The following is a 12,889-nucleotide window of genomic DNA, read 5'->3' on the forward strand; positions in this document are numbered from 1 at the left end:
CGCGGCGCTGGCGACGGCGACGGCCGACGCCGCACGACCGGCCGCCAAACCGGCGGTGACCGCCGCCGGGACAACCGACGGGACAGCCGACGGGACACCCCACCGGGCGACAGCGCCATCGCTGACGCGCTGCGGCGGGCCGGCTACCAGGGCTGATCCGGGCGGGTTGCCGACGGATCGGACCGGGTACGCCCCACGCATGGACACGACGAACAGCACCGGGACCACTGGCAGCGACCCCGACCAGGGCGACCTCGAGGCCGCCAAGGAGCACGAGGGACGCGAGGAGGAGAACGTCGGGGCCGAGCTGCTTGACTCGGTGACCGGGGCGAACGAGATCGACGGTGACAACGGTCGCAGCGGCGAGGAGGCGGTCGACGACCCCGCCTCGATGCGCAGCGGCCTGAGTGGCAAGCCCGGTGGTGGCGAGACGCCCGGCAGCACCGCGCCCTGACCCCCGCTCAGGAGCTTGACGACGCGGCCGGTGGCTCCCCGGTCGGCATGAGGATGGTCGTGAAAAGGCGCCGTCGACGCCCTGGAGCGGCAGGCAGACCGACCCGGGCCGCCACGACCTCGCGCAGCTCGGTGACCATGGCCATCGTCTCGTCGTCCGTGAGGTTGAGTGCGACTTGGCGGTAGCCGACAAGGTCCAGGGCGAGGTCCACGTCGCCACCCGCGAGATAGCGGTCGTAGTCGGCGAGGATGCCGGCCACGAATGTCAAGAAGGCCCGGCGATGCTCCTCGTCGGACATCTCGCGCGCCTCGTCGGCCTCGACCGAGGCCGCCCCCTCGCGCAGCTGGTAGGTGCGCTCGAAAGTTCCTCGCACCTTTCGTTCATCGATGACCTCGAGCATGCCGCCGTCGACGAGCGCGCCGACCTGGCGGTACAGGGTGGCGGGGGCCACGTCCGGCAGCTCCTCGCGCAGCTCTGCCGTCGTGAGCCGGCGGCCACCGAGGAAGGTCTGGGCGATCCGCAACCGCACCGGGTGCAGGACCAGCTCGCTGGCTCGCATCACACTCTCCTTCGTCTCGCCTCGGCCGTAGTGTTCACCGCAGCCATCCTGCCGGACTCATTGTTATCAGTCTTGACATCATTCTCGTGATTGATAATAATACCACCATGACGACACTCCACCTCACCGTCGGCACCGACACGCTCGCCGGCACGCTCCTCCTTCCCCCCGGGCCCGGCCCCTTTCCGACCGCGCTGCTCGTGCCCGGGTCAGGGCCGGTGGACCGCGACTCCAGCCACCCGCGGATGCCCCTCGACGTGACCCGCCAGATCGCTGAGGCACTGGCGGCCCGCGGTGTCGCGTCGTTCCGCTACGACAAGCGCGGCGTCGGCGAGAGCAAGGCGGCAGGCGACTGGCGCCGCTTCGGGGTGCACGACCGGGTCGCGGAGGCGACCGAGGCGCTCGCCGCCCTGCGTCGCCGCCCGGAGACGGACCAGTCCGCCGTCTTCGTCATCGGCCACAGCGAGGGCGCGATCTCCGCTGCGGCTCTGGGGGCCGCCGACCCGTCCCTCGCGGGCGTCGTGCTGCTCAGCGCGGCGGCACAGCCGGGAGCGAAGGTGCTGGTCTGGCAGAGCGCGCAGGTCGCAGGGTCCCTGCCCAAACCGATCCGGCTCCTGCTGAGGCTGGTACGCACCGACGTCACGACGAGGGTCCGCAAGAACCACGAGAAACTGCGCTCCACGACCGCTGACATCGTCCGCATGGACGGCGTGAAGACGAACGCCAAGTGGTTCCGCGAGTACCTCGACCTTGACCCGCGGGACGACCTCGCCCGGATCACGTCGCCCGTCCTGGCCATCACCGGCACCAAGGATCTCCAGGTCGACTGGCACGACCTCGAGGTGATCGCACGCACGGTTGCCGGACCGGTGGAGACCTGGGCCGCTCCCGATCTCACGCACCTGCTCCGGCGCCAGCCGGGCGAGGCCTCGCTCCGGGCCTACAAGACCGAGGTGAAGCGGCCGGTCGACCCCGAGCTGCTCGCACGGATGACGACGTGGGTGACCGATCATGCCCACACGACGACGGGCGTGGAGGGCTGATGCCATAGACGCCAATGCCATCCCGCCACCATTGACGGGCCGGTGCGCAGCCCCTACAGTTTCGGCGCTTGACCTGTCCTTCCACGTCGTGGCATCGAGGCAACGTCGCCTCGCCGAGAAGGGATCTCCATGAGCGCACCGCCCGTCGACTCCGCGCCGGCTCGCCTCCGCCACCCGGTCGACGAGGTCCTCCCGGTGCCGAAGCTGGCCATCTACGGGTTCCAGCACGTGCTCGCCTTCTATGCGGGAGCGGTCATCGTCCCGATCCTGCTCGCCGGAGCGATCGGGCTGACCACCGAGCAGCTCATCCACCTGATCAACGCCGACCTCTTCACGTGCGGCATCGCCTCGATCATCCAGTCGATCGGCTTCTGGAAGGTCGGGGTTCGCCTACCCCTCCTGCAGGGCGTCACGTTCACCGCGGTCTCGCCGATGATCGCGATCGGCCTGGCTGCCGGCGGCGGCACCGAGGGCCTCGTCGTGATCTACGGCGCGGTCATCGTCTCGGGCCTCTTCACGTTCCTCATCGCCCCGTACTTCAGCAGGCTGATCCGCTTCTTCCCGCCCGTCGTGACCGGCTCGGTCATCACCATCATCGGCATCGCCCTCCTCCCCGTGGCGGCGGCCGACGCCGCTGGTGGGGCCGGTCCGACGCTCAACCCGTCGAGCGGACGCAACCTCGCCTACGCGGTCGGCACCCTGGCGCTCATCGTCGTCATCCAGCGGGTCTTCCGGGGCTTCATGGCCACGGTCGCCGTCCTGCTCGGCCTGGTCATCGGCACGCTGGTGGCGTGGGTCCTCGGCGACGCGCACTTCGACAACGTCGCCACCTCGAACTGGGTCGGCGTCACGACGCCCTTCTACTTCGGCTGGCCGAAGTTCTCCGTCGCCGCGATCATCTCGATGATCGTCGTCATGCTCATCACGGCGGTCGAGACGACCGGTGACGTCTTCGCCACCGGAGAGATCGTCGAGAAGCGGATCACCCGCGACGACATCGGACGGGCACTGCGGGCGGACGGCCTCGCCACGACGATCGGCGGGATCCTCAACTCGTTCCCCTACACCTGCTTCGCCGAGAACGTCGGCCTCGTCCGGTTGACCCGGATCAAGAGCCGCTATGTCGTCGCTGCTGCGGGCGTCATCATGATCATCCTCGGGCTCATCCCGAAGGCTGGCGCCATCGTGGCCGGCATCCCCCACCCGGTCCTCGGCGGCGCTGCCCTTGCGATGTTCGCGACCGTCGCCGTCGTCGGCATCCAGACCCTGACCCGGGTGGACTTCCACGACCACCGCAACGTCGTGATCGTGGCCACGAGCCTCGGCCTGGCGATGTACGTGACGGCCCAGCCCGACATCGCGAAGGCGGTGCCCTCGTGGGCACAGATCATCTTCGGCTCGGGCATCACGCTGGGCAGCATCACCGCCATCGTGCTGAACGCCGTCTTCCACCACGTCGGCGCCCACCGGGGACCGGCCGTCGCCGGGTCCCCGGGCGCCCTGATCCGGCTCGACGAGGTCAACGCGATGAGCCGGGAGCGGTTCGTCGACACGTTCGGCTCGCTCTTCCAGGGCCTCACCTGGGTCGTCGAGGCGGCCTACGAGCACCGGCCCTTCGACGACACGGGCGACCTGCGCCGCGCCTTCCAGGACGCGCTCTTCGCCGGCACGCGAGAGGAGCAGTCGGCGCTCCTGTCCTCCTACCCGCAGCTCGGCGCGACGAGCGTCGCGACGGCGCAGCCCGACGACGTCTCGTTCCGGGACCAGTCGGCGCTCGGCCTGACCCGCCTCGACGAGAAGGACCACGACGAGCTGGCCGACCTCACCACCCGCTACGAGGAGCGGTTCGGCTTCCCGCTCATCCTCTCGGTGCGCGACCGCGACTCGTTCGCGCAGGTGCTCCGGCAGGGGTGGGCCCGGCTCGAGAACTCGCCGGCACAGGAGCGCGCCGCGGCCCTCGTCGAGGCCGCTCGGATCGCCGGCTACCGCTTCGACGACCTCGTCGCGGACACGAACCCGGTGCACGCCGCGCGAAGTGGCATGGGCACGCTCGGCTCCCAGACCTGACCCGTCGCAGGAGCACGAACAGAGGTATGCCGCAGAGCCGCCCAGCGGGAGCGGCGCGGTTCCGCTCCCCCACCTCCCCGCGACGTACGGCCCGTCCGCGACAGCGAAGGCCCATTCTGGAAGTCTTCCAAAAGGAGGGGGCCGACCCGTACGCTCGAAGGCAGCGCCCGACTCGCTGTTCTGCATGGATAACCAGCAGGTCGGTTCACCTCCAACCATGCACCGGCTTCGCCTGCCGGTCCTGGACAGCGCGGTGCGCCGTGCGAAGGAGTGAATGCCATTGTCGACAGCGCCAACCCAGCAGGAAGCCCCGGCACGACCGGTGACCGCGACCGTGAACGGACAGGCACAGCGGCTCGACGTGCCGGCCCACACCACCGCCCTCGACTGGCTCCGGGGGCAGGGGCTCACCGGGGCCAAGGAGGGCTGTGCCGAGGGTGAGTGCGGTGCCTGCTCGGTCCTCGTGGCGAGGCCCGACCCTGCTGGTGGGACCCGGTGGACGGCGATCAACGCCTGCCTCGTCCCGGCGGCTGCGCTCGACGGGCAGGAGGTCCTCACGAGCGAGGGGCTCGGCACACCCGATGCCTTTCACCCGGTCCAGTACGAGATGGCGGTCCGTGGTGGCTCCCAGTGCGGGTACTGCACGCCCGGCTTCGTCTGCAGCATGGCTGCCGAGTACTACCGTCCCGGCCGGGTCACGGCCGCGGACCGCGCCGGCGGGGACGCTGAGCTGGGCGAGGACGGTGAGCTGGGCGAGGACGGTGAGCTGGGCGAGAACGGCTTCGACCTGCACGCCCTCTCCGGCAACCTGTGCCGCTGCACCGGCTACCGCCCCATCCGGGATGCTGCCTACGCCCTCGGCCTCCCCGAGGAGGGCGACGACCTGGCCCGACGCCGCACCGAGCCGGCGCCGGCGCCGGTCTCGACGCGCTACGCCACCGAGACCGGCAGTTATGCCCGCGCCACCAGCCTGCGGGAGGCGATCGACCTGCTCGCCGAGCACCGGGACGCCGTGCTGGTCGCCGGCTCGACCGACTGGGCCGTCGAGGTCAACCTGCGCGGTGCCCGGCCCCCGTTCGTGGTGGGGATCGATCGGGTGCCCGAGCTGCGTGAGCTGCGCATCGACGCGGACCACATCGAGCTCGGGGCGGCGCTCTCCCTCTCCGAGATCGAGGAGGGACTCGCCGGCCGCGTCCCGCTCCTCGACCAGCTCTTCCCGCAGTTCGCCTCGCGACTCATCCGCAACGCCGCGACCATCGGCGGCAACCTCGGCACCGGCTCCCCCATCGGCGACACCCCTCCGGTGCTGCTCGCCCTCGAGTCGGGGGTGGTCCTCGCCTCGGCGCAAGGCGACCGGGAGGTCCCGCTCTCGGAGTACTTCACCGGCTACCGGGAGTCCGTTCGGCGCCCGGACGAGCTGATCAGGGCGGTTCGGATTCCGCTCCCGCTCAGTCCGGTCACCGCTTTTCACAAGATCGCCAAGCGCCGGTTCGACGACATCTCGAGCGTCGCGGTCGGCTTCGCGCTCAGGGTCGAGGACGGCATCGTCACGACGGCCCGGATCGGTCTCGGCGGCGTGGCGGCGACCCCCATCCGGGCCACCCGCACCGAGGCGGCCCTCGAGGGCCGGCCCTTCTCCCGGGAGCAGGTGCGGGCCGCGGCCGAGGTGATGCGCAGCGAGGGCACGCCGATGGACGACCATCGGGCGAGCGCCGCCTACCGCAGCGCCATGCTCGGGACGGCGCTGCTGCGGCTCCATGCGGAGCACCTGAACCGAGAGGGGAACCCGGCATGAGCCATCTTTCCGAACGCCCCGCCGCCCCGGTCGTCGGGCGGACCCTCCCGCACGAGAGCGCGTCGCTGCACGTCAGCGGAGCGGCGCTGTACACCGACGACCTCGTCGGTCGGACGGCCGGCGTCCTGCACGCCCACCCGGTGCAGTCCCCGCACGCCCACGCCCGCGTGACCGGCCTGCGCCTCGACAAGGCGCTTGAGGTCCCCGGCGTCGTGCGGGTCCTCACCGCGGCAGACGTCCCTGGTGTCAACGACGCCGGGGTGCGGCACGACGAGCCGCTCTTCCCGACCGAGGTGATGTTCCACGGGCATGCTGTCTGCTGGGTGCTCGCAGAGACGCTGGAGGCGGCCCGCCTCGGCGCCGCCGCGGTCGAGGTGGACTACGAGCCGCTCCCCTCGCTCGTCACGGTGCGCGAGGCCATCGAGGCCGAGTCCTTCCAGGGCGCCCAGCCCGTCATGGTCCGCGGCGACGTCGCCGCCGGGCTGGACCGTGCGACGCGAGTCTTCTCGGGCGAGATCGAGTTCCCCGGGCAGGAGCACTTCTACCTCGAGACGCACGCCTCCATCGCACAGCTCGACGAGAACGGACAGGTCTTCATCCAGTCCAGCACGCAGCACCCGAGCGAGACCCAGGAGATCGTCGCCCACGTCCTCGGCGTGCCCAGCCACGCGGTCACCGTGCAGTGCCTCCGGATGGGCGGCGGCTTCGGCGGCAAGGAGATGCAGCCACACGGCTTCGCCGCCGTCGCGGCGCTGGGAGCGGCCCTCACCGGCCGCCCGGTCCGCCTGCGCCTCAACCGGACCCAGGACATCACCATGACCGGGAAGCGCCACGGCTTCCACGCCTCGTGGCGGGTCGGGTTCGACGACGAGGGCCGCCTCCAGGCCCTCGACGCGACGCTGACCTCCGACGGCGGCTGGAGCCTCGACCTGTCCGAGCCGGTGCTCGCGCGCGCGCTCTGCCACGTCGACAACGCCTACTGGATCCCCGACATCTGCATCCACGGCCGAATCGCCAAGACCAACAAGACGTCCCAGACGGCCTTCCGCGGATTCGGCGGGCCCCAAGGCATGCTCGTCATCGAGGACATCCTCGGACGGTGCGCGCCGCGCCTCGGGATCGACCCGGCGGAGCTGCGCCGCCGCAACTTCTACACCGAGGGCCAGACGACGCCGTACGGACAGGAGGTCCGCCACCCGGAGCGGATGGAGCTGACCTGGCAGGCAGTCCTCGACCAGGCGGACCTCGCCGCGCGCAGCGCAGCGATCGCTGAGTTCAACCGGACGCACGACGACGTCAAGCGCGGGCTGGCCCTGACACCAGTCAAGTTCGGCATCTCGTTCAACCTCACGGCGTTCAACCAGGCGGGCGCCCTCGTGCACGTCTACAAGGACGGCTCGGTCCTCATCAACCACGGCGGCACCGAGATGGGGCAGGGCCTGCACACGAAGATGCTGCAGGTCGCTGCAACGACCCTGGGCGTGTCACTCGACCGGATCCGCCTCGCCCCCACGCGCACCGACAAGGTGCCGAACACGTCGGCCACAGCGGCCAGCTCGGGCGCCGACCTCAACGGTGGGGCCATCAAGAACGCGTGTGAGCAGATCACGCAGCGACTCGCGGAGGTCGCCGCTGCCCGTCTCGGGGTGCCCGCCGCATCGATTCGCTTCCGGGACGGTATGGCGCTGAGCTCCGACCCACAGGAAGGGAACCACGCGGATCCCGCTGAGCCGCACGGCATCTCGTGGGAGGACCTCGTCGTCGCGGCCTACTTCGAGCGGGTCCAGCTCTTTGCTGCCGGCTACTACCGGACCGAGGGCCTGCACTGGGACTCGACGATCTTCCAGGGCCATCCGTTCAAGTACTTCGCCTACGGCGCCGCCGCCGCGGAGGTCGAGGTCGACGGCTACACGGGCGCCTACCGCACCCGGCGGGTCGACATCGTCCATGACGTGGGCGACAGCCTCTCGCCGCTCATCGACATCGGCCAGATCGAGGGTGGCTTCGTGCAGGGCGCCGGCTGGCTCACCCTCGAGGACCTGCGGTGGGACGAGAGCGACGGGCCGACCCGGGGCCGGCTCGCAACACAGGCCGCGAGCACCTACAAGCTCCCATCGTTCTCGGAGATGCCGGCCGACTTCCGCGTCTCGCTGCTCGAGCACGCGCACGAGGAGGGCGTGGTCTACGGCTCCAAGGCGGTCGGCGAGCCGCCACTCATGCTCGCCTTCTCCGTCCGTGAGGCACTGCGTCAGGCCGCCGCCGCCTTCGGCGCCCCGGGCACCAGCGTCCACCTTGACTCCCCCGCCACTCCGGAAGCCGTGTACTGGGCGATCGAGCAGGCTCGCGCCGGGGGCGACACCAGTGTCATCGAGCACGCCGCCGACCACGCATCGCGGCCCGCGGTGCCGCGGGACGGTCACCGCGTTGACGGTCATGGCAACGGCCGGGACGGCGCGTCGGTGGACGGGACCGGCGCCGGACACGCCAGTGCGACCCGGGCACACGCCATACCGACCGACCTCGAACGGGGCGCCTACCCCGCCACCCCGCCGGCGCAGGTGAAGAGATGAACTGGCTCCGGGCGGCCCAGCGACTGCGCGAGCAACGCCGTCCTGCAGTGGTCGTCACGGTCACGGAGGTGCGCGGCCACGCCCCACGCGAGGCGGGCGCCAAGATGGTCGTCACGGCCGACGACGTGCACGACACGATCGGCGGCGGCAACCTCGAGGCGAGCGCCGTCCAGCGCGCCCGCGAGCTGCTCGAGGCCGGGGGGACGACTCCCGAGACCCTGACCTTCTCCCTGACGGACAAGGCCCCCACTATGCACGGCCGCCAGTGCTGTGGCGGTGAGGTCTCCATCCTGCTCGAGCCGCTGCCAGTCGTCCCGGCCGTCGCCATCTTCGGAGTCGGCCACGTCGGCCTCGAGCTCGCCCGGATCCTCGCCCGACACGACATCGAGCTGTACCTCGTCGACTCGCGGGCCGACAACGTCGACCCGGCCCGACTGGCCGTGCTCGACGACGCCGTCGCCCGCGTCCACGTCCACCACGCACCGGTGCCCGAGATCGTGCTCGGCCAGGTGCCGTCCGGCACGCACGTCCTCGTCATGACGCACGACCACGCCGAGGACGCTGCACTCTGCGACATGGCGCTGCGCTGCGGCCACCTCGGCTCGATCGGCCTGATCGGCTCGTCGGCCAAGTGGCGGCGCTTCCAGGGGCAGCTGGCCGCCGAGGGCCACTCCGCCGAGGCGGTGGCCCAAATCACGACCCCCATCGGGCTGCCCGACCTCACCGGCAAGGACCCCGCGACGATCGCCGTCTCCGTGGCCGCGGCGCTCCTCGTGGCCTTCCAGCGCGAGCGCGACAGTGGTGCACCGACACCGGCGCGGCGCCCCGCCACGAGGGAGTCACGCCCGTGACGATCTACCGTGCCACCGTCCTCGACATCACCGACGACTCGCCCTTCCCGGCAGCTGCGCTGCGGGCCGACGAGGACGCCGGCGTGCGCGTCGTCGATGGGGTGGTCACCGAGCGCGGCGCCTACACCACGGTCCGGACCGCCCATCCGGGTGACGCCGTGGTCGACCTGCGCCCCGGCCTGCTCCTGCCGGGCCTCGTCGACACGCACGTCCACTTCCCGCAAGTGCGCATCATCGGCGGCCTCGGGATGCCCCTGCTCCAGTGGCTCGACGAGTGCGCCCTGCCCGAGGAGGCACGGCTGGCGTCCGTCGACTATGCCCGCGACGTGGCGGCCGACTTCGTCCGCGGGCTCGCCGCCGCGGGGACGACGACGGCCCTCGTCTTCGGGTCGCACTTCGCACCTGCCGTCGACGTCCTCTTCGAGGAGGTGACCCGCGTCGGGTTGCGCGTCACGGCAGGTCTCGTCGTGAGCGACCGCTCGCTGCCGGAGGCGCTCCTGACGACCCCGGAGCGCAGCTATGCCGAGGCCAGCCTCCTTGCCGAGCGATGGCACCGTCCCGACGCCAGGACCCGGTATGCCGTGACGCCGCGGTTCTCCTACTCCGCCGGGGACGACCTGCTCGACGCGTGCCACCGTGTCCTGAAGGACGTGCCCGGCTCGTGGTTCACCTCGCACCTCAACGAGAACCCGGCCGAGATCGCCGCCGTCGGTTCCAGGTTCCCGACCGCCCACCACTACCTCGACACCTACGACCGGCACGGACTCGTCGGCGCGACATCGGTCTTCGCCCACAACGTGCACCCGACGGACGACGAGCTCGAGCTGCTCGGACGTTCCGGCGCGGCCGTGTCGCACTGCCCGTCGAGCAACTCCGCGCTCGGCAGCGGGCTCTTCCCGCTGCGGCGCCACCTCGACCACGGAGTGCGCGTCGCACTCGGCTCCGATGTCGGGGCTGGGACCGGCTTCTCGCTGCTCAAGGAGGGGCTGCAGGCCTACTTCGTCCAGCAGCTGCTGGACGAGGACGGGACCTCCCTCACCGCGGCCGACCTCCTCCATCTGGCGACGTGCTCGGGGGCTGCGGCCCTCGGACTCGGAGAGGTCGTCGGGAACCTGTCCGTTGGCAAGGCCTTCGACGCGGTGTGGCTGCGGCCTCGGGCCGGAGAGCCGTTCGACGTCGGCCTCCGCCACGCGACCTCGCCCGAACAGGCTCTCGCCAAGGCCTTCGCGCTCGCGACACCCGCTGACATCGGCGGCGTGTGGGTCGCCGGCGACCGCATCCGGGCCGACCGCGTCAAGGCCGACCCCGTGGCGGGAGACCTCGCCGCGGGCTGCTGAGCGGCCCCCGGCCCCCCGCGTCCTCTCGCGTCCTCTCACGGGCGGTCACGCCTTTTCGCAGCGGGTGTCAGCGGTAGGCGCCGAGCGCTGCACGATTGCTGAGGGTCTTGTCTACGTCGCCTATGAGCCCCTACGTTTGCACGTGCGTCGCCGAAACCGTTTGCACCTTCCACGAAGAGGATCGGTTATGGCACGACACCCACTGCTCCGCTCCGCCGCCGCGACCACCGCAGCCCTGACCGGGCTCACGATCGGCGGCCTCACCATGATGGGCACTGCACACGCCGCCGGCCAGTCGAACGGACGGCACCAGGTCAGCTCCGCCTCGGGCTGGACCAAGCACGTCAAAGGAAGCCCGCTGTCCTCGAACAGCACCGTCCACGTCAAGGTCTGGCTGAGCCCCCGCAACGGCTCCCAGCTCACCGCACTGGCCAGGGCCGTCTCGACGCCCGGCTCAGCGTCCTACGGCCACTATCTCAGCGCGAGCCAGTACGCCAGCCGCTTCGCACCGAGCTCGGCGGACGTCGCGAGCGTCACGGCGTGGCTCAAGCAAGCAGGGCTCAAGGTCGAGGACACCGGGCCGGACAACCACTTCCTCGCGGTCGCCGGCTCCCCGGCAGCGGTCAACGCCGCCTTCACCGCGGGGATCCGGCAGTACACGGTCAACGGCGACTCCGTCACCGGCGCGACGAGTGCCGTGACAGTACCGTCATCGGTCGCCTCGCACGTCCTCGCCATCACCGGGATCGACACTCTCGGGCACAAGGTGAGCCCCTCCTCGACGGGAAGTCCAGACGTGCCCGGCTCGAACAACGGCCACCGCGTGCAGCTCGGCCCGCCGGCAGGCTTCGTCAACGCACCGCCGTGCTCGACCTACTACGGAGAGAAGATGGCAACCGGCCTGCCGTCCTACGACGGCCAGAAGCTGCCGTACGCCGTCTGCGGCTACACCGGCAAGCAGCTCCGGGATGCCTACGGCGTCACCGCAAGCGGCAAGACGGGCAAGGGCCAGTCCATTGCGATCACCGACGCGTTCACCTCGCCCTGGCTCGAGAAGGACGCGAACACCTACAGCACCCGCCACGGTGACCAGCCCTTCCGGCACGGGCAGTTCCAGGTCCACAGCTCGCGGGGCTACGACCCGCAGCGGGTCGCCGACTGCGGCGGCAACGGCTGGTACGGCGAGCAGACCCTCGACGTCGAGGCGGAGCACGCGATGGCGCCCGACGCCAACGTGCTCTACTACGGCGCCGCCAGCTGCTACGACGACGACCTGCTCGCCTCCATGGCCCGCGCGGTCACCGACGACCAGGCCTCGATCGTGAGCAACTCGTGGGGCGAGCCGACCTGGGTGATGGTCAACGGCGTCAAGACCCCCGTCATCGACGACGCGCTCGTCGCGGCCTACGACTCGATCTTCCTGCAAGCCGCCGCCCAGGGCATCGGCTTCTACTACTCCTCCGGCGACAACGGCGACGACCTCGCTGCCTGGGGCGTCAAGCAGACCGAGTTCCCGACCTCCGACCCGTGGGTGACCTCGGTCGGCGGCACGTCGCTCGCGGTGGCGGCTGACGGCACCCGCAAGTTCGAGACCGGCTGGGGCACTCACAAGGCCGTCCTGAGCGCGGACAAGACCGGCTGGGTCGACCAGGGCTTCCTCTACGGAGCCGGTGGCGGCTGTAGTGACTGGTTCGGGCAGCCGGGCTACCAGGCCGGTGTCACGACCTGCGACAAGGGCCGCGGCGTCCCGGACATCGCGATGGACGCCGACCCGACGACCGGGATGCTCGTCGGCGAGACGCAGACCTTCGGGCTGCAGACCGTCTGGGGCAAGGGCACGAAGTACGGCGAGTACCGCATCGGCGGCACGAGCCTCGCTTCCCCGCTCCTGGCGGGCCTCAACGCCTCGGCGCAGCAGGGTCGGTCGCGGATCGGCTTCGCCAACCCGCTGATCTACGACCTCTACAAGACCGGTGTCTACTTCGACGTCACGCCGCAGGGCGACCCCGGCAACATCCGGGTCGACTACAAGAACGGGCTGAACGGCTCGAACGGCACGACGCCCAGCGTGCGCACCTTCGACGAGGACTCGAGCCTGAAGACCGGCACCGGCTGGGACCAGGTCACCGGTGTCGGCGCGCCGACCGCGTCGTACATCGCGGCCGTCAACAAGCGGTAGCACGTATGCCGCTGAGCGGGCGAGCGCTCGCCCG

The 12,889-nt window shown here is 70.9% G+C and carries 9 protein-coding genes; 8 read left to right on the plus strand and 1 reads right to left on the minus strand.

The window, feature by feature from the left end; translation table 11 throughout:
- The first annotated feature begins 199 nt into the window (after nucleotides 1-199).
- A complete protein-coding gene (locus N864_RS13310) occupies nucleotides 200-454 on the plus strand; it encodes a hypothetical protein (protein ID WP_034717523.1) in 255 nt (84 codons plus the stop codon).
- Nucleotides 455-461: 7 nt separating this feature from the next.
- Here N864_RS13310 and N864_RS13315 read toward each other — a convergent pair whose 3' ends face one another.
- The gene (locus N864_RS13315) at nucleotides 462-1,013 is read right to left on the minus strand and encodes a helix-turn-helix domain-containing protein (protein ID WP_034717524.1); all 552 of its coding nucleotides are present in this window, start codon (nucleotides 1,011-1,013) and stop codon (nucleotides 462-464) included.
- 107 nt (nucleotides 1,014-1,120) lie between these two features.
- Here N864_RS13315 and N864_RS13320 point away from each other — a divergent pair, with 107 nt between their 5' ends.
- From N864_RS13320 to N864_RS13350, 7 genes are all read left to right on the plus strand, one after another.
- Nucleotides 1,121-2,056, plus strand: a complete 936-nt coding sequence (locus N864_RS13320) for an alpha/beta hydrolase family protein (RefSeq protein ID WP_034717525.1) — start codon at nucleotides 1,121-1,123, stop codon at nucleotides 2,054-2,056.
- Between the two features lie 129 nt (nucleotides 2,057-2,185).
- Complete coding sequence (uraD, locus tag N864_RS13325; RefSeq protein ID WP_034717526.1) at nucleotides 2,186-4,123, plus strand: 2-oxo-4-hydroxy-4-carboxy-5-ureidoimidazoline decarboxylase; 1,938 nt, start codon at nucleotides 2,186-2,188, stop codon at nucleotides 4,121-4,123.
- Nucleotides 4,124-4,397: 274 nt separating this feature from the next.
- The gene (locus N864_RS13330; protein WP_051518554.1) at nucleotides 4,398-5,918 is read left to right on the plus strand and encodes a xanthine dehydrogenase small subunit; all 1,521 of its coding nucleotides are present in this window, start codon (nucleotides 4,398-4,400) and stop codon (nucleotides 5,916-5,918) included.
- Nucleotides 5,915-8,488, plus strand: coding sequence for a xanthine dehydrogenase molybdopterin binding subunit (gene xdhB, locus N864_RS13335; RefSeq protein ID WP_081793810.1), 2,574 nt, complete (start codon nucleotides 5,915-5,917; stop codon nucleotides 8,486-8,488). Before N864_RS13330 ends, xdhB begins: the two co-directional genes overlap by 4 nt.
- Complete coding sequence (xdhC, locus tag N864_RS13340) at nucleotides 8,485-9,339, plus strand: xanthine dehydrogenase accessory protein XdhC (protein WP_034717528.1); 855 nt, start codon at nucleotides 8,485-8,487, stop codon at nucleotides 9,337-9,339. The genes xdhB and xdhC overlap by 4 nt, the downstream gene beginning before the upstream one ends.
- Nucleotides 9,336-10,676, plus strand: coding sequence for a guanine deaminase (locus tag N864_RS13345; RefSeq protein ID WP_051518555.1), 1,341 nt, complete (start codon nucleotides 9,336-9,338; stop codon nucleotides 10,674-10,676). The genes xdhC and N864_RS13345 overlap by 4 nt, the downstream gene beginning before the upstream one ends.
- A 187-nt stretch (nucleotides 10,677-10,863) precedes the next feature.
- Nucleotides 10,864-12,855: a S53 family peptidase gene (locus N864_RS13350; protein WP_034717529.1), complete on the plus strand. Its 1,992-nt coding sequence runs from the start codon at nucleotides 10,864-10,866 to the stop codon at nucleotides 12,853-12,855.
- Nucleotides 12,856-12,889: the final 34 nt, after the last annotated feature.

Source organism: Intrasporangium chromatireducens Q5-1, from assembly GCF_000576575.1.
Taxonomy (GTDB): Bacteria; Actinomycetota; Actinomycetes; order Actinomycetales; family Dermatophilaceae; genus Intrasporangium_A; species Intrasporangium_A chromatireducens.

Coding starts and splice junctions, on each gene's coding strand:
- xdhB (WP_081793810.1), top strand. CDS start 5,915: ATGAGCCATCTTTCCGAACGCCCCGCCGCCCCGGTCGTCGGGCGGACC.
- xdhC (WP_034717528.1), top strand. CDS start 8,485: ATGAACTGGCTCCGGGCGGCCCAGCGACTGCGCGAGCAACGCCGTCCT.
- N864_RS13320 (WP_034717525.1), top strand. CDS start 1,121: ATGACGACACTCCACCTCACCGTCGGCACCGACACGCTCGCCGGCACG.
- N864_RS13330 (WP_051518554.1), top strand. CDS start 4,398: ATGCCATTGTCGACAGCGCCAACCCAGCAGGAAGCCCCGGCACGACCG.
- N864_RS13315 (WP_034717524.1), bottom strand. CDS start 1,013: ATGCGAGCCAGCGAGCTGGTCCTGCACCCGGTGCGGTTGCGGATCGCC.
- uraD (WP_034717526.1), top strand. CDS start 2,186: ATGAGCGCACCGCCCGTCGACTCCGCGCCGGCTCGCCTCCGCCACCCG.
- N864_RS13350 (WP_034717529.1), top strand. CDS start 10,864: ATGGCACGACACCCACTGCTCCGCTCCGCCGCCGCGACCACCGCAGCC.
- N864_RS13310 (WP_034717523.1), top strand. CDS start 200: ATGGACACGACGAACAGCACCGGGACCACTGGCAGCGACCCCGACCAG.